This is a genomic window from Arthrobacter liuii (assembly GCF_014639275.1).
GTDB lineage: Bacteria > Actinomycetota > Actinomycetes > Actinomycetales > Micrococcaceae > Arthrobacter > Arthrobacter liuii.
Genome location: NZ_BMFW01000019.1, coordinates 1 through 23,434, shown reverse-complemented (window position 1 = coordinate 23,434; position 23,434 = coordinate 1). Strand labels below are relative to the sequence as shown.

The following is a 23,434-nucleotide window of genomic DNA, read 5'->3' as shown; positions in this document are numbered from 1 at the left end:
TCAGACTCCCTGTACTGCGAGTTGGAGATATTCCTCGTCAGCGATCTCGCTGCGGGGGATGTCACGGATGATGGAGCCGTCCTTGAGGACGAGGACGCGGTCGCTGACCGCGAGTAGTTCGGGGTACTCGGAGGAGATGACGATGACGGCCTTGCCGGCACTGGCCAGCTCACGGATCATGTCGAGGATTTCGCTTTTGGTGCCGATGTCGACGCCGGCCGTTGGCTCGTCCAGGATCAGGATGTCCGGATCGGTGCCCAGCCATTTGGCGATGACCACTTTCTGCTGGTTGCCACCCGAAAGGAGCCGCACTGGGCGGTGGGGGTGGGCGACCTTCACTGCGAACCTTTTGATCAGTGACGAGGACAACTCCTTGGCCTTGGCGCCGTCCAGGAAGGGTCCCCGCTGGATCCGGCCAAGCAGCGGCAGCAGCAGGTTGTCCTGGACGGAGTGCTCCAAGACCAGGCCTTGGGCCCGGCGGTCCTCCGGGATGAGGGCAACTCCCGCGTTGATGGCCTGCTGCGGCGAAGCAAGGTTGACCCTTTTGCCCCGCAGCAGGACTTCACCGCCGTCCACCTTGTCAATGCCAAAGAGGGCACGGGCAAGCTCGGTTCGTCCGCTGCCCATAAGCCCCGCCAGGCCGAGGATTTCGCCAGGCCGGAGCGAGAACGAAACGTCCCGCACGCGCTGCCCCGCATTAAGCCCGCGGACTTCCAGCAGCGGCGCCCCGTCGTGGGCCACATGATCACGCGCGCGATAGGAAAGCTGGCCCTCGATCTTCTTGCCGACGATGCCTTCCACGATCTGCTCGGGAGTGACGTCCGTCAGGGGCGCGGTGAGGAGGCGGTGGCCGTCGCGGAGGATGGTGATCCGATCCGCGAGCCTGTACACCTCATCCATGCGGTGGGAAATGTAGATGATTGAGATGCCTCGCTGTTTGAGGCGGTCAATCAGTTCGAAGAGCGCTTCGGACTCATGCCGGGCAAGGCTGGCAGTGGGCTCATCCATGATGAGCACCTGGGCATTCTGGGCGAGGGCCTTGGCGATCTCGGTCAGCTGCCAGTATGCAGTGCCGAGCCGTGAGACCCCGGCGCGCGGGTCGACGTCGACCTCCATCTCACTGAAAACTTCCCTGGCGCGGCGCACCGCGGCACGGTCGTCGATGAGGCCGCCCGTGCCGAGCGGTTCGGCGGCGAGGAAAATGTTCTGCGCAACGGTCAGGCTCGGTACCAGGCTGAACTCCTGGAAGACCATTCCGATCCCGGCGGCCTTCGCGTCCTGGATCGAGTTGATGGCGATCGGCTTGCCGCCGATGAGGATCTCGCCGGCGTCCGCCTGGTAGACGCCCTGGAGGATTTTCATGAGCGTTGACTTCCCTGCGCCGTTGCCCCCTGCGAGCGCGTGGACCTCACCCTTGCGGACGTCGAAACTGACGTCCTTCAATACTGGAACGCCGTTGAAGCTCTTGGAAATCGAGCGCATCTCGACGACATTGTCTGCGGTGTTCATCGTTGCCCTTTCGGCGCGGTGCGGGGGCCGGACCCCCGCACCGCCGGTTCTTGGCTACTTCTTGTAGGAGTCTTGGATGTCCTTCGGGGCATCCTCGTGGTAGACCTGCTTCCAGGCATCCAGGACGTTGGAGTGGTCAACCGGAAGGGCGCTCAGCGCCACGTATGCGGGTGCTTTCTTGCCGATGAGCGCCCCTGCGGCCAGCCGCGCTTCCGTGACACCCTGGTCGAACGGAACCTGCGCTCCAAGGCCGACCACAAGTTCGTCCTTGGCAAGGGCAATCGCGACGTTCTTGCCGAGGTCCTCCGTAGCGATCTTCAGATCCGGCCGGCCGGCGGCCCGGGCTGCGGCCATGACTCCTTCTGCAGGAACGTCCCAGACCGCCCAGATTCCGGACAGATCGGCGTACTTGCTGAGCATTGCGTTCGCGGCAGCCTGGGCATCTCCAGCGAAGTCCGGACCGGCAATTCCCTTTTCCTCGACAATCTTGATATCCGGGTATTCCTTGGTGATCGTGTCCTTGAATCCCTGGTAGCGCTGCTTGGTCACGAAGAAATCGGCCTGGTGGAAGACAACCCCGATCTTTCCCTTGCCACCGAGCGCTTTAGCCATTTGGTGGGCGGAGACCACGCCGTTGCCGTAGTTGTCGGCAGAAACAACAGAGACGTAGTCCTGGCCGGCAGTCAGGCCCTGCGGGATGTTGTCCATGAAGACGAGCTTGGTGCCGGCAGCCGCGGCTTTCTTGTAGGCAGAGGCCGTAGCCACGGGGTCCGTGGGGATCGAGACGATGATGTTCGGGTTCTGCGACATGACCGTCTCAATGTCCGAGACCTGCTTGTCCGGCTTGAAGTTCGCGTCAGTGGTGGCGATGACCTTGACGCCGAGCTTTTCAAACTCGGACTTCAGTCCGTTGATCTGGGCGGTGGCCCAGTCGTTGCCGCCGTAGTGCATCACGATGGCCGCCTTGGCGTTGAGCGCCTTGACCTTTTGAATCTCGTCAGGAGTGAGGTCTGCTGCGGACGCCGGGGAGGGCGTCTCGCCGTTGGGCCCCTTGCTCAGGACCTGTCCCTTGATCTGGTCAAGGGCCTGCTGGGCCTTGTTGGACACGCCGGCGTCGGGAGCATTGGACGTGCCCGTGCTCGAACTGCTGCAGGAAGCGACGGAAAGGGACAGGGCTGCGGCAAGGGCCACGAGGGGAAGCCTGCGGATCATCATTGTTCTCCAGTGCTTGGGATGGATGGGGTGGATGCCTGGGGTAGTTCAGGCGAGGGCGATAGCCAGGGCCGGCGGAACCGGGGACAGGACGAGGCCGCCGGAGGCCGAGGCTGTGCGGATGGCAGTGGCCTTGTCTGAAGCTCCCAGGAGCGCCTCTGCATGTGTTTTATCGACGAAGAAGCCCAAGGAACACGGCCCGTGGTGGGCTTGAACCCACTCCACGGCCTCGTTGGCCGCCTTCGCCATGTCTCCGTCCGATTCCCGTGCAGGGCCGGGGACGGTGGACACCGACGCGGGTTTGCCCGAGTTGTCGACGGAGACCACCAGGCTTGCCCAAAGACGATCGTCGTTGAAGACTCCAATGACCGCCGAAGATCCGGCAGAGACAAAGGTGCGGACAGCGGCTGCCAGATCGCCGGGCGCCGTATCCTTCAGGAGCACTTCGAGATTTGCCCACTGGGTTTGGTCGACATCCCGAAGTCCGGCCTGCGGATCGAGCGCGGGTGCGTCGACGATCGGGTCGGGCATCGCGCTCCCCTTTCCTCATTGAAATGTTTGGCTGCGTAAACGTTCACGAGGTGACCGTAAACGTTTACGGAAATCATCGTAAACGTTTACGAAGATAAGTGTCAAGGGTCACATAAGCGGCTGTTTCAGCGGATGCGGAAGTCCAGCCGGACGTAAGATCGAAAGGCACGGAACCGAGTGGTTCCAACCGTGAAGTGCAAGACAGGAGTGAGCATGGCAGGCGCAACTGTTCCCCGTGAGGCGAACGAGAGGCTACCGGATGCCCCACCGCGCCGGAAGCCCACCATCAACGATGTGGCGAGCGTCGCCGGCGTCTCCTTCGGCACAGTCTCGCGGGTACTCAATGACGCACCGGACGTGAGTGCGGCAACGCGGCAACGGGTTCTGCAGGTGATCAAGGACATCGGGTACCGGAGGAACCGGGCAGCCACGGCGCTCGTCACCAGCCGGTCCACCTCCATCGGTATTCTTTCCGACGGCTCACCGCGGTTCGGCCCGGTGGGGACGCTCATGGCCCTCGAGAACATTGCACGCAGGAAGGGGTACGCCACGACTGTCATTAGCGTCGAACGGCCCTACGGTGAGTCGGTCCAGGCCGCCCTGGACACCTTGGACGATACCGGCGTGGGGGGAATCATCGTCATCGCCCCAGTGGTGGAGATGGCAGCGGCCGTATGGAATGCCTCGTGCCGTGTACCAGTGGAGATGATCGCAGCAGGAGCATCATCGACGCCGAACGTCTTCTCATACTCGGAGAACCAGGAGCTGGGTGCACGGCTGGCCACACAACACCTGATAGAACTGGGCCACACCGACATCGCCCACTTCGGCGGCTCCCTGGACTGGTTCGACGGCCGGGTCCGCAAACGCGGGTGGGAGGCGGCGCTTCGCGACGCCGGTCTTGCACCCGGGCTGTACCTCGAAGGCGATTGGAGCCCTCGGTGGGCCTACGAGACCGCGCTCCAACTGGTACGGGAACACAAGGTGCCGCAGGCTGTCTTCGCCGCCAGCGACCACACGGCCCTCGGGCTGATACGCGCTTTTGCTGAAAATGGCATCCGGGTACCGGAGGATGTGAGCGTGGTCGGTTTCGACGACATCGAAGGTTCAGACTACTTCCTGCCTCCCCTGACCACCGTTCGCCAGGACTTCACGGCGTTGGCGCTCATGAGCATGGAGGTGCTTATTGGTGCCATGGAAGGGCGGGAGGTGGACCGGACCCCGATCGCGCCCACTCTTGTTGTCCGCGACAGCGCCCGCCAGGCGACCTCCCACACGTAGGAGGGGGACGACGGCGGCACCTGCGTCCCGCCGTCGGCCTTCCTTCGATGCCGGGCATCCGCCCCTGGCAGAACCTACGGGTGCACCAGCACCTTCACCGCCGTGTCCTTGTGGTTGATGAGGGTGTCGAAGCCCTGCTCCACCAGGTCCTCCAGAGCGATCCGGCCGGTGATGAACGGCTTGAGGTCCACCTTGCCCTCCTGCACCAACCTGATAACGGCGGGGTGGTCGCGGACGTAGGCGATGGTGCCGCGCAGGTCGATCTCCTTGAGCACGATCTTCTGCATGTCAATGGTGGCGGGCGCGCCCCAGATGGACACGTTGACCACCACGGCGCCCGGCCGGACGGCGTCGAGCATGGTGTCCAGCACCGCGTTCACGCCCGCGCACTCGAACGCGACGTCGGCCCCGGTCCCGCCGGTGAGCTCCCGCACCCGCTCCGGCACGTTCTCCTTGCTCGGGTCCAGGACGTGGTCCGCCACGCCGCTGGAGGTGGCCTTCTCCTTGCGCGCCTGGGTGAGCTCGCTGATGATCGTGGTCACCCCCATGCCCTTCAGGACCGCGGCGGTGAGCAGGCCGATGGGCCCGGACCCGCCCACCAGCGCGGTATCGCCCGCCTTCACGCCGCTGCGCGCCACCGCGTGGTGGGCCACGGACAGCGGCTCGATCAGCGCCGCCTCGTCCAGCGGAATGTCCCCGATGGGGTGCACCCACCGCGCGTCCACCACGATCTTCTCGCTCAGCCCTCCCCCGCCGCCGGCCAGCCCGATGAAACCCATCTGCCGGCACAGGTGGTAGCTGCCGGCCTGGCACATATCGCAGGTCCCGTCCACGAAATAGGGTTCAACGACGACGTTGTCCCCCTTCGCCAGGCCCGTCACCCCTTCGCCCACGTCGGAGATGGTCCCGGAGAATTCGTGCCCCAGGGTCACCGGGGATTCCTCGTGCGAGAGCGGGTGCGGATGCCTGGGTGCCGGGCAGAAGATGGGCCCTTCCAGGAACTCGTGGAGGTCCGTGCCGCAGATGCCGCACCAGGCGACGTCGATCTTCACCGCCCCGGCGCGGAGTTCCGGCTCCGGGATGTCCTCGATGCGGATGTCCTTACGGGCGTGGAAACGTGCTGCCTTCATGATGGGTTTCTTCCTTTTGTACGACGGAATCAGGGGCCAGCGCGGCGGTGGGTGCAGGCCATACCCGGAGATCGTGCCATTCTGAACGGCGCTCGGCTAGGGGCATCCGGCCCTGTACCCTGAGCGAGGACCACCCCGAGCCACGTGTTGCCGCGGGCAAGAGCCGCCGATGCCCTAAAGTCGCGTCGGCTCGTGGCTGGAACCGCGCGATCGTCCTCACCAGCAAGGACGCGCACCTCACGAAAGCCGACGGGTCTTGGTGTCGACGCGGTTACGCAGCTTGCCGACCCCGAGTGACGCTGCCAGCAGCCCGGTCGGCACAGGAAGCACTTCCCCGGTCTTTGGGATGACGCTGACCAACCTTGGGATCACTGCTTACGCTCAAGCGACTGACGGCGAATTTGCTGTCCTCGAAGGATCGGCAGCCAGGCCGCGCTGCGCGAGGGACAGTAACTTCGGAACGGCGGCATGCGGATCCGACGCGACTGAATCACTCATGGGCATTACACACTGCAACCAGCACCACTTGTCCAACAAACAAGTGCTACATGTCCTAGGCTGGAATCCCCGGAGAAACCAAACAAAGAGCGAGGCAAAACGTGCACCAGGACGCCGCCCGGTTCCTGTCCCAGCCGGTGGCTGCCCAGCCCGGCGCTCCCCTGCGCGTGGCGGTGTACTCGCGGATCGCCGAAGCCGTCCGCAACGGACTCCTCACGCCCGGCTCCATGATCCCCACCGAAACCGAGCTCGGCACGGACATGAAAGTCAGCCGCACCGTGGTCCGCGAAGCCCTCATGCTCCTGGAGGAGGACGGCCTGATCAGGGCAAGGCGCGGCGTCGGGCGCTTCGTCTCGGACACGCTCCCCCGCATCGGCATCGAACGCATCCAGCCGTTCGAGGACGTCCTCGGCAGCCCCGGACAGAAGGTGGAGGTCAAGCGCACCCAGGTGGTCCGGCAGGCCGCGTCCGAATTCGTCGCCCCCGGCATCGGCGTCGAACCGGGCAGCGACTGCTGGCTCTGGGAGTCGATCCTGATCCGCGACGGCGAGGCCATCGCCCACCTGCAGGAGAACGTCACCGCCCAGCCGGTCAGCTTCGGCAAGGGCGCCGCTGCGCCCCTTGAGCTAGAGGACGACGGCGGCGAAACCCTGCTTGCCACGCTCACCAGGCAGCTGGGCAGGTTGGCCGGGCCGGGTGAGTGCCAAATCAGCCTCAGCCAGGTGGGACCGAGCCGGGCAAAGCTGCTGGACCTGCGCCCGTCGGACCCGGTCCTGGTGCTGACCCAGTACGTCCGGCACGGCCACCGGCCGTTCTACCTGGCCAAGTGCCTCGTGTCCGCGCGGGCCGGTCACCTCTCGGTGATGCAGCAGTTCCAGTCCTAACCGTTCACCCGACGGCCTGGCTGGTGTCATATCCAAGTGCACGGCTGGCTTCCAGCCCCGCACGGGCCACCACCGGCCCCAGCCGCTCAACATCGACGGGCCCAATCCGCTGGGTAGGGAAGCCCAGGCCCACGGCGCATGCAAGCCGTCCAGTATGGTCGAACACCGGCGCGCTGATGGAGCCCACGTCCTGGTGGCGTTCCCCGAAGGCTGCGAAATACCCCTGTTTGCGGGCAACGTCCGCCTGCTCCCGCAGCGTCTCCAGGGACACGGGCGTATCCGACGTAAAGCCCTCGAGTCCCTGTTCGTCCAGGGCATCCCAGGCCCCGGGATCGAATGCCAGGAACACCTTGCCGGGGGCACCGGCGTGCAGCGGCATGACCATCCCCACCATGAACGGCCGCATCACCACGTGCCGCGTCTCGGCTACGGCAACGATGGTCCGGAAGGCCCCGTCCCGGACGTACAGGCAGGCAGTTTCACCGGTTTCGTCGCGCAGTTGCTGCAGAACCGGCCTCACCAGCCGGACCACGTCCAGCCCGAACGTCCCAGGGGTAGCCCAGCGGACCAGGCCGATGCCGATCCGGTACCGGTCGCCGTCGCGGTCCAGGAACCCCTCGCGGAGCATGTTCTGGACCAACCGCTGGCAGGTGCTGGACGGCAGCCCGGTCTTGCGGATGATCTGCTGCAGCGTCGGCTCCGGCTCCTCCACTGAGAAACAGTCCAGGATCTCGGCCACCTTGTGCAGGACCAGCAGGGGCGATGCCCCAACTCCTGCTTCCTTCACCACAGTCCAATGCCCCTTAACTCTTTTCCGCCGGCAGCCTCCAGCTTAGTGACGGCTTGGGCAATGCCGGAACGTGATCCATTTGACATCCTACTCCGGTGACCCACATCATGGGACCCGAACCCACTTTATGGGTTTACTCGCATCCTATCCCCATCACAACGACGTGGAGAATCCATGAGCATCCCCGCCACCACCTGCGAAACCGCCCCCGAGCCCAAGCGCCCCGGGAGCAGCCGCGTGGGACTGATCGTCCCCAGCTCCAACACCACCATGGAGACCGAACTGCCGGAACTGTTCCGGCGCCAGGCCGAGGCAACCGGCCACAAATACACCTTCCACTCCGCCCGCGCCGGCATGAAGAAGGTCACCAGGGAAGAACTGCTGGCCATGGTGGGCAAGGCAGCCCAGTGCGCCGAAGCGGTCTCCGACGCCGATGTGGACGTTATCGCCTACGCCTGCCTGGTGGCCGTCATGGCCCAGGGCCCCGAAGCCCATGTGGGCTCCGAAAAGGTCATCGCGGACGCCGCCGAAGGCAATGGGCACCCGGCGCCCGTCACCAGCAGCGCCGGCGCCCTGGTCCGCACCCTGCAAGAAATCGGCGCCAAGAAGGTCGCCATGATCACCCCCTACATGAAGCCGCTGACCCAGATGGTGGTGGACTACATCGAAGGCTCCGGCATCACGGTGCTGGACGCCATCAGCCTCGAAGTAGCGGACAACCTGGAAGTCGGCTGCCTTGACCCCCAGAACCTGCCCGCACTGGCCCGCAGCCTGCAGCGCGAAGGCGCCGACGCCGTCGTGCTGTCCGCCTGTGTCCAGATGCCGTCACTCGCCGCCGTCCAGGCAGTGGAGGACGAGCTGGGACTGCCGGTCATCACGGCGGCCACGGCCACCACGTACGAGATCCTCAAGGCCCTGGGCCACAAGCCGGCCATCACCGGGGCAGGCAGCCTGCTGTCCGGCGCCCGCGTCCGGCCCGCGGCCAACGCGTAGGCGGCGGGCACCATGTCGCTCTCACTCATCGCATTCCTGGTGCTGGTGGCGGCCTTCGCCGTCGGCTCCTTCACCAAGATCAACGCCGGCCTGCTGGCCACCGTCGCCGCATTCGGCGTGGGCACCATCCGGGATGTCCATCAAGGACGTCATCGGTCAATTCCCCGCCGGACTGTTCTTCATCCTGGTGGGCGCCACCCTGCTCTTCGCCATTGTGCGGATCAACGGCACCATCGACCTGCTGGCCTACTGGGCTGAACGGCTCGCCGGCGACCGGAAGATCCTGGTCCCCATCCTGATGTTCCTGCTGACGGCAGCCCTGGCCTCCGCCGGCGCCTTCACGCCCGCGGCCATCGCCATCGTGGCGCCCGTGGGCCTGGCGCTGGGCATGCGGTTCGGCATCAGCACCCTGGCCATGGGCCTGGTCATCGTCCAGGGCGCCAACGCGGGCGCCTTCTCCCCCGTCAACCCCTTCGGCGTCCTCGCCAACAAGATGCTGGACGGCGCAGGCGCTTCTGACGATTCATTCAAGCTTTACGCCTACTGCTTCGTCTTCAACGCCGTCCTGGCCGTGATCGCCTACGTGCTGGTGCAGGCCATCATGAAGCGCCGGTCAGCCAAGCCGGACGCACGTCACGCGGGCGGCGGTGACACTGCCATGAGGAACGACGGCGGCGCTGACGCCCCCTCAGGCGACAGCGTTGCAGGTCCCGGCGGCGCCGGAACGGCAGTACTCACCGCGCCGGCCTCGGTGACTACCGGAACCCGAACCCGCCCGGAGAAGGTGGCCGCAACCCCCATGCGCATCCTCACGCTGGCGGGCATCGGCTCGCTCCTGGTACTCACCACCGTCCTGGGACTCGATGTGGGAGTCGCCTCGCTGGTCATCGCCGCGGTCCTGATCGTCCTGGACTCCAACGTGCAGAAGCCCGCCGTGGAAAGCATGCCATGGTCGGCCATCATCCTGGTCACCGGCATCGTCACCTACGTGGGCATGCTGGAGAAAATGGGTGCGCTGAAGGAACTCCAGGAAGGCATCGCTGGCCTGGGCAACAGTTCCCTCGCGGCCCTGATCGCCAGCTACGTAGTGGCCATCGTCTCAGCCTTCGCCTCCACCACCGGAACCCTGGGTGTCATCAGCCCTGTTGTCCATTCGATCGCCATGGATCCGCTGCTCACGCCCGTAGGCGTCATCACGGCCATCGCCATCAGCTCCTCGGTGGTTGACGTGAGCCCCATGTCCACCAGCGGCCCCCTGCTGATGGCGAGCGCCCAGCCCAAGGACGAGCGGATGTTCTTCCGTGCAACGCGGGCCAGCCTGTCCTAGGCCTTCGGCCTGAAAGTGGCGGGGCGGAAGGTGTCCCTCCCATGCCAACGCAGCCACCACAAATTCCCCGGATGCGGTGATGTTGCGGAGCGAATCCTTCTCGCCCACCGAGGTGAACTGCACGATGGGCGGGTTCGTTGAGGCTACGGTGAAGAAGGAGTGCGGGGCCACGTTGTCAATGCCCTCCGGAGAAACGCTCGAGACCCAGGCGATGGGCCGGGGCACCACCACGGCGGTGAGCAGCCGGTAGAAATCCCGGGCGGACGTCGCCGTGGGACCGAAATCAGTTCGCATGCCGCCAGACCAACCGGCGCGGCAGCCAGGAAGGACACCGCACATGAATTTCCAGCCGTACCGTTCACCCTCAACCGGGCGCCCGGTGCGCGCCGTCCTCTTCGACACCTTCGGAACCGTGGTGGACTGGCGCACCGGCGTGGCAAGGGAGGTGGCAGCTTTCGCGGCAGCACACGGGCATACGCTCGACGCCGACGCCTTCGCCGACCACTGGCGGGCCCTCTACCAGCCGGCCATGGACGCCATCCGCTCCGGGCAGCGCGGTTTCACGAAGCTGGACACCCTCCACCGCGAAAACCTGGACGCGGCCCTCCGCCATCACGGCATCAATCCGGACCAGTTTTCCAGGGAGACCCTGGAGGAGCTGAACAAATCCTGGCACCGGCTGCCGCCGTGGCCCGACAGCGTGGAGGGCCTGGCCGCCATCCGCCGCCACTACATCGTGGGCCCGCTGTCCAATGGCAACACCTCATTGTTGCTGGACATGGCCAGGGACGCCGGCCTGCCCTGGGATGTCATCATCGGTTCGGACATGACGGGCACCTACAAGCCCTTGCCCCAGGCCTACCTCCGGACGGCGGAGTTCCTGGACCTTGAGCCGGGTGAGGTGATGCTCGCCGCGGCGCACAACAGCGACCTGCAGGCGGCCCGGGAGGCCGGGCTGGCCACGGCGTTCGTGGCCCGTCCCACCGAGCACGGACCGGGCCAGGCAGTGGACCTGGCCCCGGAAGGTGATTGGAACCTCGTAGCGTCAAGCATTCCTGGATTGGCGGACCGGCTCGGGGCGTGAACCCGAAGCAGGGTTGCTTCGGAGCGGTAATCCGAGGCGGGACATCCGGCGGTAAATCGTGGCCACCCTGGCGGCCAGTGGTTGCGGGACGGCGGCCAGCTGCCTGTTCTTCGAATGGGCTCGCACCCTGGCCGACCCCAACACAGACATCCTGATCGAGGCGTTCCGCGGTGACGCCAGACTTCCTCGCGTACCGGCGTATCCCAACGATGCTCCGGACGGCAGCGCCCGCTGCCACCCGGACCACCGTCGTTTTCAGGACGCATTTCGTCCCGACGGCGGCCGGAGGGCTACCGCCAGTGCTGCAGGGGAATCGCCTCCCGGGCGTTGATGCTCACCAGCATGGTCCGGTTGCGTGCCCCGGTTTTGCGGAGGATGGAGCCCACGTGCTTCTCAACCGTCTTCACGGATATCTCCAGTTCCCGGGCAATTTGCTTGTCCGCCATGCCCCGGATGACCATGTCGTGGACCTCGCGTTCGCGCGTCGTGAACTGAACGGACCCGGCGTCGGCAGCGGAGCCGCTGATAAGGTGGTCGAAGATTTCGCCTTCCATCGAGGCTTCGCCCTGACCTGCAGCCACGATAATGCGGGCCATGGTCTCTCCATTCGCTCGCCGGTTGATGAAGCCGCGCACACCTGCTTGCCGGGCGGAGCGCACCTGCTCAACGGTGGGGTTGTCCGTGAGCACAACAACCGCGACACCAGGGTCGAACTCGCGGATCCGGGCAAGAATCCCGGTGGTGTTCTGGTGGACCATGTCCAGATCCATCAAAATCACGTCCGGGCGCAGCAATTCGTAGGCGTCGCAGAGCTGCTCGGCCGAGGTCACCTCAGCGCTGACCTGGATGGCGGGCTCGGCGATGCCCAGCAACCGGACCAGGCCGGCGCTAATGATCGGATGGTCATTGGCTATCAGGATCTTCCACTGTGGCTGCCCGGACGCCTCCGGCGCAGGTGCTCGGTCCGGAAGGGTGGCCCGCACCTTGGTGCCCCATCCCGGGGTGGATTCGATGTGCAGGTCGCCGCCCAGGTGCACGGCCCGGGACGTCATGCCGTGCAACCCCAGGCATCCGGACGGAAGCGTGTTGTGGTCACCGTGGGCTGCGGCGAGGTCGAAGCCTTGACCGTTGTCCTCCACGACGATGGCGAGCGCGCCGCGCTCGTAGATCAGTCCGGCGCGTACGGTCGTGGCGCGCGCGTGGACCACCACATTGTTCAGCGCCTCCTGGACAATCTTGAATGCCTGGTGCGCGATCTCGGGTGCCAGCGGACGGGGCTCGCCGATCACTTTCAGCTGGGTTCCGGCGCCAGTCATCGACTCCACCCACAGGAGCTCCGCGGCAATGGCGTCATCAAGGGTCCGGCCGGCGAGCGCGGCCGGGCCCATGCCCAGGACCGTGCGACGGGTCTCGGTGAGGGCATCGTGGGCAATGGTCCGGGCTTTGCTGAGGTGCGGGCTGATGGCATGTTCCGCCCCGTCGAGCCGGCTGGCTCTCTCAGCCTCGTCCAGGCTGAGCAGCAGGGCAGCAAGGGCCCGGCCAACCGTCTCGTGCACGTCGCGGACCGCACGTTCGCGTTCGGCGGCCACGGCAGCCTCGAGTTCACGGGCTGAGGCTTTGGAGTGCAGTTCCGAGTTGGCCAAGGCAATTGCGGCATGGTTGGCCAGGAGTTCGGCCAGCCGGGCTTCCTCCGGAGTGAACACCCGGCCCGGCTCCGGGCTGAAAACAATGAAGGCGCCCACAATCTGCTCGCCCCATTGGATCGGGACACCGATCACGGCGCAGTCCCACCGCGGATCCGTCGGTGGGATATGCCCGCGTTCAATGCTGCTGTATGCGTCGAGGATTACGGTGGACCGGCTGCTGACTACCTCGCCGGTGAAGCCCTCCTTCAGGGAAAAGGTCTGGCCCTCCTGGCATCCGACCCCGATGTCCACTTTCTTGGTGTAGGTCCCGCTGGCCTCGTTGACCAGGGCGATCGACCCCGATGCGCACCCCAGCAGGGAGGTAGCATGGCCCAGGATCCGGGCCAGCAACGGTTGCAGCTCAAACCGGCCCGCGAGGTCCCGGGCGAGGGCGACGACCGTGTCCAGCTTGCCCTGCGTGTCGTCGGCGTCGCGCAGGCTGCGGATCACGGTGCCAGATCCCGTCCCGGTGTCTGTCATTCTCGTCCTCCTTGACGAACCGCGCGCCGCGGGTCCTGCGGCGGTGCACTGGTGATCTGTCCCACCATAATGGCACCTCCCACGCCCGTCTGCGTGCGGGATAACCCTTATCCCGCACGGCGGGGAAGTCCTCATACCGCCGCTCCCGGATAGGTGGTTTCGTGGACGACACGAAACATGACAACTGGGACGGCTCTCACGGCGGAGGTAAGACTGATGGCCCGCATCGGAATCCTGACCAGCGGCGGCGACTGCCCGGGGCTTAACACGGTTATCCGCTCGTGCGTGCTGCGCGGGATCCGCGTCCACGGCGACGAGTTTGTTGGCTTCACGGACGGCTGGCGCGGCCTGATCGAGGGCAGCACCATCAACCTGGACTGGATGAGCGTGCGCGGCATCGCGAACCTGGGCGGCACCATCCTTGGCACTTCGCGCTTCAGCCCGCTCGGTGAGGGTGGCGGCATCGAGCGGATCCAAGCGAATTTGCGCTCCGTGGGCGTGGACGCCCTGATTGTGATCGGCGGCGAGGGCACCATGGCTGCGGCGAAGATCCTGAGCGACGCGGGGATCCCCATCGTCGGCGTGCCCAAGACGGTGGACAACGACCTCTCCGCCACAGACTTCTCCTTCGGCTTCCACACGGCGGTGGAAATCGCCACAGAGGCAATCGACCGGCTCAAGACCACCGGGCAGTCCCATCACCGCTGCATGATCGCGGAAGTCATGGGCCGGCATGCCGGCTGGATCGCACTCTACGCCGGTATGGCCACCAGCGCGCATGCGATCCTCATCCCCGAACAGACGGCCACCCTGGACGAAATCTGCGACTGGGTGGAAGGCCCGTTCCGGCGCGGCCGCACCCCCCTGGTGGTCGTTGCCGAGGGATTCGTGTCCGCCGACATGACGGAACCGCACGCTGACCGGGGCCTGGACGGCTTTAATCGGCCCAGGCTCGGTGGGATCGGCGAGCGGCTCGCCCCGGTGATCGAGGACCGCACCGGCATTGAGACGCGTTCGACGACGCTGGGCCACATCCAGCGCGGCGGCGCCCCAGGCGCCACGGACCGGGTCCTTGCCACCCGGCTGGGCCTCGCCGCAGTCGACGCGATTCACGAGAGGGCGTGGGGCAAAATGGTCGCCACGCGGTCGGACAAGATCGTCCGGGTGAGCCTGGCCGAAGCCACCGGCAAGCTCAAGACGGTGCCGCAGGACCGCTACGACGAGGCGACGTACCTGTTCGGCTAAGCGACCCAGTGCGACGGCGTTGCGACGAGCGAAGACAAAAGCGAGCCAGGACAAAAGCCGGAGCCGGCCACCCGAAAGGGCGGCCGGCTCCGGCGGCTGTACTTCACTCCCTGGCTATCCTCAATGATTGGGCGGGTCCTTTAGAACACCCGCATCGGGATCTCGGCCGGGTCCCTGAGCAGTGACTCGATCTCGTCGTCGAGCTTGACCAGAGTGATGGACGCTCCGGCCATGTCCAGGGAGGTGCAATACTCGCCGACGTAGCTGCGGCCCACGCTGATGCCCTGCTCGGCGAGGCGCTTGTGGGCCTGGCCGTAGAGCAGGTACAGCTCGCTGATGGGGGTTCCGCCCAGTCCGTTGATCATGAGTGCCACGCGGTCCCCGTCGCCGAACGGCAGGTCCTGGACGATCGGAGTGAGCATTTCCTCGACGATCTCGTTGGCGCTCATCATGGCCGCCCGGCGCCGGCCCGGTTCACCGTGGATGCCGACGCCGATCTCGATCTCGTCCTCACCGAGTTCGAACAGCGGGCTGCCCTTGGCCGGCGGGGTGCAGGCGGTCAGTGCGACGCCCATGCTGCGGGTGACCGAGTTGACCTTCTCACCGATCCGGATCACCTCGTCCAGGTCCGCGCCGCGTTCGGCGGCAGCGGCGACGGCCTTGATGACGAAGAAGTTCCCGGCCACGCCGCGGCGGCCGATCGTGTAGGTGGAGTCCTCCACGGAGACGTCGTCGTTGATAAAGAGGGTCCTGACCTGGATGCCCTCGGCGGAGGACATTTCCTGTGCCATGTCGAAGACCATCTTGTCGCCGGTGTAGTTGTTCACCAGCAGCAGCACGCCTTTGGGCGAGGCCATCATTTTGGTGGTCTCGTAGACGTAGTCGAACGGCGGTGCGGCGAACACGTCGCCCGGGCAGGCGGCGTCAAGCATGCCCTTGCCCACGATCATGACGTGCGCGGGTTCATGGCCGGAGCCGGAGCCCTGCACAATCGAGACCTTGTTCTGGTCCGGGCCGTCGGCGCGCATGATCAGGTTGTATTCGGGGACGTACTTGAGGGTCTCGGGGTTGGCCAGGGCCAGCCCCTCGAGCATCTCGGGGACGAACTGTTTGGGGTCGTTGACGAACTTTTTCATGTGATCTCCACATCGTTGTGCTGGTCAGGTTGATGGAAAGACAAACAGGGCTAGCGCTGGTCCCAGCCCTCGGTGATGCGTTCAATCATGATGGCGATCGCTACCGCGCCGGCGTCCGGGGAGCCGATGCTGCGCTCGCCGCTGTAGCTGGCCCGGCCCCGTTTGGCCTCGAGCGTGCTGGTGGCGTCCGCGCATTCCCTGACGGTTTTAGCGAACGCGGCCCGGCATTCGGCGGCTCCGGCATCGGCGGCGAGCTGGCGTTCCAGCTCGTCGGTGGCCGGGACGAGCGCGTCCAGCAGGGTCTTGTCCCCCAGGCTCGCGCCGCCCCGGGCCATCATGCCCTCGGCGGCGGCGCGCAGCATGGAGACGGCGGCGGCGCCGTCGATGGTGTCCACGGTCTTCGCTGCGGCGGAGGCGCGCAGGAACGCGGTCCCCCACAGCGGGCCGGAGGTGCCGCCGATACGGCTCGAGATCGCCAGGGCGATCTGCTGCAGGAAGGTGGGGACGTCGTCGCGCTTGAAGCTTTCCCAGTCCTGCAGGACCTTCTCGAAGCCGCGGGCCAGGGAGTAGCCCAGGTCGCCGTCGCCCACGACGGCGTCCAGGTCGCCGAACTCCTTCTCCTTATCGACAGCAGTCTGCGCGAGGGTGCGGACGACGTATTCGACGTCGGCGAGGTCGGTGGCGGTCATGGGGTCTCCGTCGGGGTCAAAGGGGTGGTGAGGGTTGCGCCGCCGCGGCCGGGCCGGGGCGTGGACAGGATGGCCTGCAGCGTCGCGAGGGTCACGGCGCCGGGAACGTCGGCGCCGGCGTCGTCGGCCAGGACTTCGGCGGCCTCGCCGCCGGGGTCGCCCAGTGAGCTCACCACAAGCGAGGCGCCGGTGAAGTCCTCCTGACGGGTGTAGCCACTGACCGTGACGAGGGTTCTCAGTCCCGCGCCCAGGGCGGCGCGCAGGCCGTTGGCGCTGTCCTCAACCACGATCGCATCGTCCGGGTCAAGGTTCAGCTCCCTGAGCGCGAGCAGGTAGATGTCCGGGGCGGGCTTCTTCGCCGGGACGACATCGCCGGCGAACACAGCAAAATGCTTCGCGAGGCCCTCGCCGACGGCGTGCGTAAGGACCGCGCGGACGGCCGGTTCCGCCGAGGTGGAGGCCACCGCGAGGGTCCAGCCGGCGTCATGCGCTTCCTGGACGATCCGGGCGATCCCGGGCCGGGCGGGCATGACTCCGGACGCCACCATGTCCTTGTAAACGGCGGTCTTGCGTTGGTGCCATGCCAGGATGGCCTCGTCCACGGCGGCATCGTCTTTCAGGCCCAGGCTGTTGGCGAGTTCCGGGGTCAGGATGCTGCGCATCCGTTCCTTGCCGCCGCCGATCTTGACCTTCTCCGCGTACTCTTCGACGCTCCATTGGACCGGGACGTTGAAGTCGGTGAAGGTACGGTTGAAGGCCGGCAGGTGGCCATGCTGTTCGGTGTCGGCGAGGACGCCGTCGCAGTCGAAGATCAGGGCGGGCATCAGCGGCCGCCCTTGCCGGCGCTGCCGAACTGCTGGGTCAGCTCCTTGACCATCGCCATGACCTCCCCGCGCGTGTGCTTGAACAGGGACGGCGGGTCCCACTTGTGGTTCTGCTCGGCCTGTTTGAGGAAAGCCAAGGAGGACTGCATGAACGTTTCCTTCAAGGCGGTGGAGATGTTGACCTTCGCGCAGCCACGGGCGATCAGGTCCGAGAACTGCCCGGGGCTCAGGCCGGACCCGCCGTGCAGGGCGATGGGGATGTGCCGGGCCTCGACGATCTCGGTGACCCGGCCGACGTCGAGCACCGGTGCGGCCTTGTAGGAGCCGTGCGCGTTGCCGATCGAGGGTGCAAAGACGTCGATGCCCGTGGCGTCGATGAAGTTCAGCGCCGTCTCCAGGCTCTGCTGGGGGGCGACGTCGTCCGAGCCGTGGTCATCCTCGACGCCCGTGATCGCCTCGATCTCGCCTTCCACTTGGGCGCCGTACTGCCGGGCCTCGGCAACCACCTCGATGGTCTGGCGCTGGTTTTCCTCCACCGGCAGGCTGGAGGCGTCAAACAGCACGGAGTTCCAGCCGGCTTTGAGGCATTCGGTGAGCACCTCCCGGTCCGGGCAGTGGTCCAGGTGCAGGGTGACGGGGACCTGGATGCCGGCGGTCAGCGACTTCCACATGTCGAACAGCTGGCGGGAGCCGATGCTGCGGACCGTCTTCACGGACGTCTGCAGGATGACCGGGGAGTTTGCTTCCTCGGCCGCGGCGAGGACCGCCTCCATGGTCAGGTCGTTGAAAATGTTGACGGCCGGAACGCCATAGCGGTCGTGAAAGGCCGGATCGACTATGTCTTTCAGGGGCACGACGCCCACGGGAAACCTCCTTGTTTGGCTTCCTTCAACGCTAAGGGGGCTTTCCTTTCCTGGGTACGGGGGGAAACCCGCACCCGCGCTTGGGGGTCATCCCCACCTGTTGTGTGGCGTGGGTCCCGTGCTCAAGTGGTGTCACGGAATCACAACCACCCACCCACCAGCGAAAAGGACTGCCGCCATGGCTAACGGAACCGTTCTCGAAACCATCACCCTCGAAGAAGCGCAGCAGGTCATCGACGCCGCTGCGAAGAAGGCCGCAGAGATAGGCCAGCCGATGGACATCGCCGTCGTTGACGCCGGCGGCAACCTCAAGGCGCACGCCCGGATGGACGGCGCGAACATCGGCTCCATCACCATCTCGATCAATAAGGCCTACACGGCCATCGCGTTCCAGTGCGAGACAGGCGATTTGCAGGAAGCGACCCGCCCGGACGGCCCCATCCACGGGCTCAGTGACGCCCACGGTGGACGGCTGGTGGTGTTCCCCGGCGGCATTCCGCTGGTGCGGGACGGGCGGATCATGGGGGCAATCGGGGTGTCCACCGGGACCATTGAGCAGGACCAGGAGGTTGCGCTGGCCGGAGCCGGGGCGTACTAGCCGTGCGCTGAAACAATGCATGAGCGGACGCATGCGGACCTTGCTCAGTGATGGTGCTGGTCCAGGCCTAGGACCTGGCTTCCTCATTTGAGGCGATGGACTCGGCGATCTGCTTGATCGCGGCGAGCGTTACCGGGATGCCGTGAAGCGCCTGCTGGGTGCGGTCGGCGATCTGCCCGGGGGCCCTGCCCCCGAACTTCTCCTCGAACATTGCTATGCCGTCCAGCCGACTGATCACGGGCCCGAAGAACGCCACGCCGTGGGGGTGCCCACATCCTTGCCCGTCAGCCCCAGCGCCTCATCGGTCTCCTGCCGGATCTCCCGGTCCCAGGACTCGTCGTCCAGGGCTTCGGCGAGCGACAGGGGCAGGCCGGCCTCGGCGAGGATCGGCTCCACGAACTCCCGCGTCCCGCGTCGCTGACCGGCGTTCTCGGTGGGCACGTCGTCGTCATAGTCGACGCTGGCGTTGATCAGCCGCAACGAGATGAAGCGCCAGTCCACGTTGTATCCGCGCTGCGCCTGCACCATGCGCACCCACTTGCTGGTCATCCAGGCAAAAGGGCAGATCGGGTCGAAATCGAAGTTGATATCGGCATCCATCTGTCCGCCCTTGCGCCGGCTGCTAATGCACGCCTAATCGATTCCGCCAGCTGGCCCACTCGGCAGCCGCTCATATCTCCCGGCCCCTCCAGCTCCGGCGACAGAACCTACTGAGGCGAGCGCCGCCGTCGTGCCTTTAAAGAAAGTCAGCAGCGTCTCCACCAGGTGCGCGGCGAAGTCCTCCTCGAGCGATAGCACTACGCGGCACCGGGCGCCCTTCACCTCCGGATACCCCGCGTACAGCCCGCGCATGTCGCACACGGTCTGCCCGCGGCCGGGCCCCTCGGAGGTGTCGACGGCGGCACGCACCACCGGTGCCAGAGCAGGCTTCACAGCGCCAACAGCGAGCGCCGCAGCCAGCGGATCGTGCATGGCGGAGCAGGGCCGGCCGTAGATGCCCTCGTAGAACCGGAAGTAGTAGCCCAGCATTTCCCCCAGCGCCCGCGGCACCGGCGCCGACGAAGCCAGCAGAACCTGCCGGTGTGGTTCCTCCAGCACCGACGCCATGGTCACGTCCAGGGGCACCAGGGTCACGGCCCAGTCGGCGGCCAGCACCAGGGCGGCGGCCTCGGGGTCGTGCCAGATGTTCGCCTCGGCCACGGGCGTGATGTTCCCCGGCGCCAGCGCGGCCCCGCCCATCACAGTCACCGACTCCACCAAGGAGGGCAGCAGGGGATCCAGCCGCAACGCCTCCGCAATATTGGTCAGCGGCCCGATCGCCACCACCCGCAACGTACCGGGATACGTACGGGCCAGCCGCACCAGCATCTCGGCCGCGGACTCCGCAACAACAGAAGCCGCAGAAGTCTCCAGCACAACCTCCCCCACACCGTTCCCCCCGTGCACCCACGGCGACCCGCCGCCAAAGGAACCAGCAAGAGGGTCGTGGGCGCCAACAGCCACCGGCACGGAAGCAGTGCCAGCCAACGACAGCAGGTCCAGAGTATTCCGGGCACCCACGGCGGCACTCACGTTCCCGCTCACCGTCCCGATCCCCACCACGGAAGCAAGGCGCGAGGCGAGCAGGTAGGCCAGGGCGAGGGCGTCGTCGATGCCGGTATCGCAGTCCAGGTAAACGGGGGCAGTCACAATAGGTTCCTTCTTAACAGATAGAGGGGTTAGACCGTCTCGCCCTTGGGGGCGGCGACGAAGAGGCTGACGATAAACGCGGCGGCGGTGATGCCCACTGAGATCCAGAGGGCGGTGGCGTACCCGGCGGCCGTGGCCTGCGCGGCGAACGGCGCCACGAGCACGACGCCGAGGCTCGCCCCGATCCCGAACGACGCACCATTGATTCCGGGCAAGGAAGCCGGGGCCTCCTTGGGCGAGAGCAGCACCGAGAGCCCGTTGATGGCGGTGAGGAAGAAGCCGTTGTAGAAAATGCCCAGGCAGGCGACAGCAATCAACACGGCAACAGGCGAAGTGGAAAACACAGCGGCCACCACGGCGCACACCAGGCTCAGCGAAGTCCCCCACCGCAACGTACGCACCCATCCGCGCCGGTCAGCCAGCCACCCCGCCAAAGGCGCGGCGAAGACGCCAATCAGCGCGGCAGGGGTGAGGAACAGCAACGCCGAGATGGAGGCGGAAAGCCCGAAGCCGCCGTCGGAATCCTGGCTCAGCAGCACCACGGTGAAGTTGATGACCGCGAAGATGCCGGCCAGGGTGAGGACGGTGGTGGCGATGACCGGCCACACCTGGCGGGAGCGCAGGTGGTGCACGGCGATGAGCGGGTGGCTGCGGCGCTTCTCGATGAACCAGAATCCGGCAAATGACAAAACGGTGCCGGCCAGCAGGGCCAGGGCGGTGGGCGAGGTCCAGCCGGCGGCCGACCCGTCGGACACGAAGTAGGTCAGGAACACCAGGAACAGCGAGAGGGAGCCGGCGCCCCACCAGTCCATGGCGCCGCGAACCCCGGCAGGGCGTCCGGCGGGCACCAGGCGGAAGATGCAGAGGGCGGCGATGGCGGTGAGGACGAGCACGACGACGAAGATGGACCGGAAGCCGAGGGTCTCGGCCATGAGCCCGCCCGCGTAGCCGTCCAGGCCGCCCACTCCCCCGTTGATGGCGGCGATGATGCCCACGGAGGTGCCGAAGACCTTGGCCTGCAGGTTCTCGCTGAGCACGATGTAGGCGAGCGCGAACACGGCGCTGGAGACGCCCTGCAGGAACCGGCCGGTGACCAGCAGCGGCAGGGTGGGCGCGGCGATGCAGAGGATGGTGCCGGCGCCCATGATGCCCAGGACCAGCAGCAGCGCGGCGCGGCGGCCGATGAAGTCGCTCCACCGGCCGATCACGGGCCCCGCGATGGCGCCGGCCAGGAAGAACATGGACTGGACAGGGGCGGCGTTGTCCGCGGTTTGGCCGAAGCTGGCGGCGATCTGCGGCAGCGCGGGGGTGACCATGCTGGCGTTCAGCTGGAAGGAGAGCACGCCCAGCAGCAGGGTGGAGATCAGCAGGGCGGCGCGGCGGCCGGAAAGCCTGGCCGCGTCGCCGTCGCGAAGTACGACGGCGGCGCCTCCTTCCGCGGGAGGCGCGGCTGCGGCGGGGGTCGGGGTGTTCATATCAAACTCCTTTGTTCGAGAAGAAGGGATCGTCTTTTCGTGGCGATTCGAGTTGTTATACAACCACGTATGACTCACAAGTACAACCATGCGCTACACTTTTTCGAAAGCCCGGCCGCTTCCGGCCCTCCCCCCTGAGAGAGTTTTCCCATGAACACAACACGTCCTGCCGTCACCGTGGTCGGCAGCATCAACCTGGACCTGATCGCCACCGCCGAGCGGCTTCCGACGGCGGGCGAAACCATCGGCGGCGCCGTCCTGTCCGAGCAGCCCGGCGGCAAGGGCGCCAACCAGGCCGCAGCCGCCGCGCGGCTGGGAGGCAGTGCGCGGATGGTCGGCGCCGTCGGCCAGGACGGGTCCGGGCAGCGGATGCTCGATGCCCTGGCTGCTGCCGGCGTGGACACTTCCGACGTTGACGTCCTGCCGCAGCCGACCGGAACCGCGCTGATCGTCGTGGAGCGCGACGGCGAGAACCAGATCGTGGTGTGTCCGGGCGTCAACTCCCACCTGTCGCTGGACGGGGTGGAGTTCGGTCCGGAGGAGACGGTGCTGTGCCAGCTGGAGGTGGGGCTGCCCGTGGTGCTCGAGGCGGCGCGGAAGGCGCAGGGTTTCTTTGTGCTGAACGCCGCGCCGGCCATGGACCTGCCGGCGGAGCTGCTCGACCGGTGCGACCTGGCGATCGTCAACGAGAGCGAGTACGCCCTGATCCCGGCGCTGGAGGAGGCAAAGCTGGTGGCGGTGACGTACGGCAAGGACGGCTCGGCGATGTTCGAGCACGGGCGGAAGGTGGCCGAGGCGCCGTCCGTTTCTGTGGCCGTGGCGAACACCGTGGGCGCGGGTGACGCGTTCTGCGCCGCCCTGGTGCTGGCACTGAGGACCGGGCTGGATTACACACGGGCTTTGGCCGTAGCTAACGCTGTGGGTGCCGATGCCGTGGGTGACCCGTCGTCGCAACCGGATTTGGCACATCTGGGCCACTACGTGGAGCGGACGGCTGCCGCTTCGGGCGCTTCCTCGTGACTGTTGTGTTCCGTAGGGCGGTGCCGGCGGACTTTCCGGAGATCCGGCGTATCACCCGCGACGCCTACCTCCGGGCCGGGCACTTCGCCGCCGACCACCCGTACATGAGCGTGCTCGAGGACGTGGAACACCGTGCCGGACACGCCCAGGTGTGGGTGGCGGAGACCTCCGGGAAGGTGGTGTCGGCGGTGACGCTGACCTTCGCAGGCCAGCCGTACAGCGAGATCGCGCAGAACGGAGAGTTGGAGTTCCGGATGCTGGCCGTGGATCCGGCACACCAGGGCGGCGGCGTGGGACGGGCCGTGGTGCGCCAGATCGTGGAGTACGCCCGGCAGCTCCCCGGCGTCGGGGCGATCAGCCTCACCACCTGACTTGGCTCATGGGCCGGGATATTTCGGGAGCGTATCGTGCTGACCTGCGGTGATGCGGGCTGCTTCATGGTTTTTCACGCACTAATGGGATTTGTTCTAGTGTCACGGTGTGGCATTCAT

The 23,434-nt window shown here is 66.4% G+C and carries 24 protein-coding genes and 1 pseudogene; 10 read left to right on the top strand and 15 right to left on the bottom strand.

The features are described 5' to 3' along the window. The 3 genes from IEW19_RS16050 to IEW19_RS16040 are packed head-to-tail and all read right to left on the bottom strand — an operon-like array spanning position 1 to position 3,252. Positions 1 to 1,509, bottom strand: coding sequence for a sugar ABC transporter ATP-binding protein (locus IEW19_RS16050; RefSeq protein ID WP_188572600.1), 1,509 nt, complete (start codon positions 1,507 to 1,509; stop codon positions 1 to 3). 54 nt (positions 1,510 to 1,563) lie between these two features. Continuing rightward, a complete protein-coding gene (locus IEW19_RS16045) occupies positions 1,564 to 2,724 on the bottom strand; it encodes a substrate-binding domain-containing protein (RefSeq protein ID WP_188572599.1) in 1,161 nt (386 codons plus the stop codon). A 45-nt stretch (positions 2,725 to 2,769) separates the two neighbouring features. Further along, positions 2,770 to 3,252, bottom strand: a complete 483-nt coding sequence (locus IEW19_RS16040; RefSeq protein WP_188572598.1) for a hypothetical protein — start codon at positions 3,250 to 3,252, stop codon at positions 2,770 to 2,772. A 213-nt stretch (positions 3,253 to 3,465) separates the two neighbouring features. On the opposite strand from IEW19_RS16040, the gene IEW19_RS16035 reads away from it, so the two are divergent. Next, positions 3,466 to 4,533 carry a LacI family DNA-binding transcriptional regulator gene (locus IEW19_RS16035; RefSeq protein ID WP_188572597.1) on the top strand — a complete coding sequence of 356 codons (1,068 nt, stop codon included), beginning with the start codon at positions 3,466 to 3,468 and terminating at the stop codon, positions 4,531 to 4,533. Positions 4,534 to 4,607: 74 nt separating this feature from the next. On the opposite strand, the gene IEW19_RS16030 is transcribed toward IEW19_RS16035, so the two are convergent. Then, complete coding sequence (locus IEW19_RS16030; RefSeq protein ID WP_188572596.1) at positions 4,608 to 5,663, bottom strand: 2,3-butanediol dehydrogenase; 1,056 nt, start codon at positions 5,661 to 5,663, stop codon at positions 4,608 to 4,610. A 599-nt stretch (positions 5,664 to 6,262) separates the two neighbouring features. On the opposite strand from IEW19_RS16030, the gene IEW19_RS16025 reads away from it, so the two are divergent. Beyond that, positions 6,263 to 7,045: a GntR family transcriptional regulator gene (locus IEW19_RS16025; RefSeq protein ID WP_188572595.1), complete on the top strand. Its 783-nt coding sequence runs from the start codon at positions 6,263 to 6,265 to the stop codon at positions 7,043 to 7,045. Positions 7,046 to 7,049: 4 nt separating this feature from the next. Here IEW19_RS16025 and IEW19_RS16020 read toward each other — a convergent pair whose 3' ends face one another. Further along, entirely contained in the window at positions 7,050 to 7,832 is a 783-nt protein-coding gene (locus tag IEW19_RS16020) for an IclR family transcriptional regulator (protein WP_229748516.1), read from the bottom strand. Positions 7,833 to 8,009: 177 nt separating this feature from the next. On the opposite strand from IEW19_RS16020, the gene IEW19_RS16015 reads away from it, so the two are divergent. Genes IEW19_RS16015 through IEW19_RS16010 form a run of 3 tightly spaced genes read left to right on the top strand, consistent with a single transcriptional unit; the run spans position 8,010 to position 10,155 of the window. Further along, entirely contained in the window at positions 8,010 to 8,828 is an 819-nt protein-coding gene (locus tag IEW19_RS16015; protein WP_229748515.1) for a maleate cis-trans isomerase family protein, read from the top strand. Between the two features lie 12 nt (positions 8,829 to 8,840). Continuing rightward, complete coding sequence (locus IEW19_RS24250) at positions 8,841 to 9,086, top strand: hypothetical protein (RefSeq protein WP_373283618.1); 246 nt, start codon at positions 8,841 to 8,843, stop codon at positions 9,084 to 9,086. Continuing rightward, positions 8,968 to 10,155, top strand: coding sequence for an SLC13 family permease (locus tag IEW19_RS16010; RefSeq protein WP_373283619.1), 1,188 nt, complete (start codon positions 8,968 to 8,970; stop codon positions 10,153 to 10,155). The genes IEW19_RS24250 and IEW19_RS16010 overlap by 119 nt, the downstream gene beginning before the upstream one ends. A gap of 102 nt (positions 10,156 to 10,257) precedes the next feature. On the opposite strand, the pseudogene IEW19_RS23950 reads toward IEW19_RS16010, so the two are convergent. Further along, positions 10,258 to 10,449: pseudogene (locus tag IEW19_RS23950) on the bottom strand (flavin reductase family protein); the annotation flags it as partial. A gap of 43 nt (positions 10,450 to 10,492) precedes the next feature. Between IEW19_RS23950 and IEW19_RS16000 the strand changes: the two are divergent. Beyond that, the gene (locus tag IEW19_RS16000; protein WP_188572593.1) at positions 10,493 to 11,239 is read left to right on the top strand and encodes a haloacid dehalogenase type II; all 747 of its coding nucleotides are present in this window, start codon (positions 10,493 to 10,495) and stop codon (positions 11,237 to 11,239) included. A 290-nt stretch (positions 11,240 to 11,529) separates the two neighbouring features. Here IEW19_RS16000 and IEW19_RS15995 read toward each other — a convergent pair whose 3' ends face one another. Beyond that, a complete protein-coding gene (locus tag IEW19_RS15995; protein ID WP_188572592.1) occupies positions 11,530 to 13,404 on the bottom strand; it encodes a GAF domain-containing protein in 1,875 nt (624 codons plus the stop codon). Between the two features lie 216 nt (positions 13,405 to 13,620). On the opposite strand from IEW19_RS15995, the gene IEW19_RS15990 reads away from it, so the two are divergent. Then, positions 13,621 to 14,649, top strand: a complete 1,029-nt coding sequence (locus IEW19_RS15990; RefSeq protein ID WP_188572591.1) for an ATP-dependent 6-phosphofructokinase — start codon at positions 13,621 to 13,623, stop codon at positions 14,647 to 14,649. Positions 14,650 to 14,789: 140 nt separating this feature from the next. Here IEW19_RS15990 and dhaK read toward each other — a convergent pair whose 3' ends face one another. The 4 genes from dhaK to IEW19_RS15970 are packed head-to-tail and all read right to left on the bottom strand — an operon-like array spanning position 14,790 to position 18,161. Further along, the gene (gene dhaK, locus IEW19_RS15985) at positions 14,790 to 15,785 is read right to left on the bottom strand and encodes a dihydroxyacetone kinase subunit DhaK (protein ID WP_188572590.1); all 996 of its coding nucleotides are present in this window, start codon (positions 15,783 to 15,785) and stop codon (positions 14,790 to 14,792) included. A gap of 50 nt (positions 15,786 to 15,835) precedes the next feature. Next, positions 15,836 to 16,474 (bottom strand): dihydroxyacetone kinase subunit DhaL, encoded by a 639-nt coding sequence (dhaL, locus tag IEW19_RS15980; RefSeq protein WP_188572589.1) that lies wholly within the window; start codon positions 16,472 to 16,474, stop codon positions 15,836 to 15,838. Beyond that, positions 16,471 to 17,298 carry an HAD-IA family hydrolase gene (locus IEW19_RS15975; RefSeq protein ID WP_188572588.1) on the bottom strand — a complete coding sequence of 276 codons (828 nt, stop codon included), beginning with the start codon at positions 17,296 to 17,298 and terminating at the stop codon, positions 16,471 to 16,473. Before IEW19_RS15975 ends, dhaL begins: the two co-directional genes overlap by 4 nt. Then, on the bottom strand, positions 17,298 to 18,161 hold the full coding sequence (locus tag IEW19_RS15970; RefSeq protein ID WP_188572587.1) for a class II fructose-bisphosphate aldolase: 864 nt from the start codon (positions 18,159 to 18,161) through the stop codon (positions 17,298 to 17,300). The genes IEW19_RS15975 and IEW19_RS15970 overlap by 1 nt, the downstream gene beginning before the upstream one ends. Positions 18,162 to 18,339: 178 nt before the next feature. Here IEW19_RS15970 and IEW19_RS15965 point away from each other — a divergent pair, with 178 nt between their 5' ends. Further along, a complete protein-coding gene (locus IEW19_RS15965; RefSeq protein ID WP_188572586.1) occupies positions 18,340 to 18,759 on the top strand; it encodes a GlcG/HbpS family heme-binding protein in 420 nt (139 codons plus the stop codon). Between the two features lie 67 nt (positions 18,760 to 18,826). Here the strand turns inward: IEW19_RS15965 and IEW19_RS15960 are convergent, their stop codons facing one another. The 4 genes from IEW19_RS15960 to IEW19_RS15945 are packed head-to-tail and all read right to left on the bottom strand — an operon-like array spanning position 18,827 to position 21,923. Continuing rightward, a complete protein-coding gene (locus tag IEW19_RS15960) occupies positions 18,827 to 18,997 on the bottom strand; it encodes a hypothetical protein (protein ID WP_229748513.1) in 171 nt (56 codons plus the stop codon). Beyond that, positions 18,994 to 19,359, bottom strand: a complete 366-nt coding sequence (locus IEW19_RS15955) for a mycothiol-dependent nitroreductase Rv2466c family protein (protein ID WP_229748512.1) — start codon at positions 19,357 to 19,359, stop codon at positions 18,994 to 18,996. Before IEW19_RS15955 ends, IEW19_RS15960 begins: the two co-directional genes overlap by 4 nt. Positions 19,360 to 19,392: 33 nt before the next feature. Beyond that, the gene (locus IEW19_RS15950; RefSeq protein WP_229748511.1) at positions 19,393 to 20,448 is read right to left on the bottom strand and encodes a nucleoside hydrolase; all 1,056 of its coding nucleotides are present in this window, start codon (positions 20,446 to 20,448) and stop codon (positions 19,393 to 19,395) included. Positions 20,449 to 20,477: 29 nt separating this feature from the next. Then, on the bottom strand, positions 20,478 to 21,923 hold the full coding sequence (locus tag IEW19_RS15945; protein ID WP_188572585.1) for an MFS transporter: 1,446 nt from the start codon (positions 21,921 to 21,923) through the stop codon (positions 20,478 to 20,480). 150 nt (positions 21,924 to 22,073) lie between these two features. Here IEW19_RS15945 and IEW19_RS15940 point away from each other — a divergent pair, with 150 nt between their 5' ends. Both IEW19_RS15940 and IEW19_RS15935 read left to right on the top strand, forming a co-directional pair. After that, a complete protein-coding gene (locus IEW19_RS15940) occupies positions 22,074 to 22,943 on the top strand; it encodes a ribokinase (RefSeq protein ID WP_188572584.1) in 870 nt (289 codons plus the stop codon). Continuing rightward, positions 22,940 to 23,314 (top strand): GNAT family N-acetyltransferase, encoded by a 375-nt coding sequence (locus IEW19_RS15935; RefSeq protein ID WP_188572583.1) that lies wholly within the window; start codon positions 22,940 to 22,942, stop codon positions 23,312 to 23,314. Before IEW19_RS15940 ends, IEW19_RS15935 begins: the two co-directional genes overlap by 4 nt. Positions 23,315 to 23,434 lie beyond the last annotated feature (120 nt).

Excerpts from the sequence above, each read along its gene's own strand:
- dhaL (WP_188572589.1), bottom strand. The coding sequence starts at position 16,474 with ATGACCGCCACCGACCTCGCCGACGTCGAATACGTCGTCCGCACCCTC.
- IEW19_RS16035 (WP_188572597.1), top strand. The coding sequence starts at position 3,466 with ATGGCAGGCGCAACTGTTCCCCGTGAGGCGAACGAGAGGCTACCGGAT.
- IEW19_RS15940 (WP_188572584.1), top strand. The coding sequence starts at position 22,074 with ATGAACACAACACGTCCTGCCGTCACCGTGGTCGGCAGCATCAACCTG.
- IEW19_RS15995 (WP_188572592.1), bottom strand. The coding sequence starts at position 13,404 with ATGACAGACACCGGGACGGGATCTGGCACCGTGATCCGCAGCCTGCGC.
- IEW19_RS16040 (WP_188572598.1), bottom strand. The coding sequence starts at position 3,252 with ATGCCCGACCCGATCGTCGACGCACCCGCGCTCGATCCGCAGGCCGGA.
- IEW19_RS15955 (WP_229748512.1), bottom strand. The coding sequence starts at position 19,359 with ATGGATGCCGATATCAACTTCGATTTCGACCCGATCTGCCCTTTTGCC.
- IEW19_RS16015 (WP_229748515.1), top strand. The coding sequence starts at position 8,010 with ATGAGCATCCCCGCCACCACCTGCGAAACCGCCCCCGAGCCCAAGCGC.
- IEW19_RS24250 (WP_373283618.1), top strand. The coding sequence starts at position 8,841 with ATGTCGCTCTCACTCATCGCATTCCTGGTGCTGGTGGCGGCCTTCGCC.
- IEW19_RS16045 (WP_188572599.1), bottom strand. The coding sequence starts at position 2,724 with ATGATGATCCGCAGGCTTCCCCTCGTGGCCCTTGCCGCAGCCCTGTCC.
- IEW19_RS16050 (WP_188572600.1), bottom strand. The coding sequence starts at position 1,509 with ATGAACACCGCAGACAATGTCGTCGAGATGCGCTCGATTTCCAAGAGC.
- dhaK (WP_188572590.1), bottom strand. The coding sequence starts at position 15,785 with ATGAAAAAGTTCGTCAACGACCCCAAACAGTTCGTCCCCGAGATGCTC.
- IEW19_RS16030 (WP_188572596.1), bottom strand. The coding sequence starts at position 5,663 with ATGAAGGCAGCACGTTTCCACGCCCGTAAGGACATCCGCATCGAGGAC.
- IEW19_RS15975 (WP_188572588.1), bottom strand. The coding sequence starts at position 17,298 with ATGCCCGCCCTGATCTTCGACTGCGACGGCGTCCTCGCCGACACCGAA.
- IEW19_RS15945 (WP_188572585.1), bottom strand. The coding sequence starts at position 21,923 with ATGAACACCCCGACCCCCGCCGCAGCCGCGCCTCCCGCGGAAGGAGGC.
- IEW19_RS16000 (WP_188572593.1), top strand. The coding sequence starts at position 10,493 with ATGAATTTCCAGCCGTACCGTTCACCCTCAACCGGGCGCCCGGTGCGC.
- IEW19_RS15965 (WP_188572586.1), top strand. The coding sequence starts at position 18,340 with ATGGCTAACGGAACCGTTCTCGAAACCATCACCCTCGAAGAAGCGCAG.
- IEW19_RS15990 (WP_188572591.1), top strand. The coding sequence starts at position 13,621 with ATGGCCCGCATCGGAATCCTGACCAGCGGCGGCGACTGCCCGGGGCTT.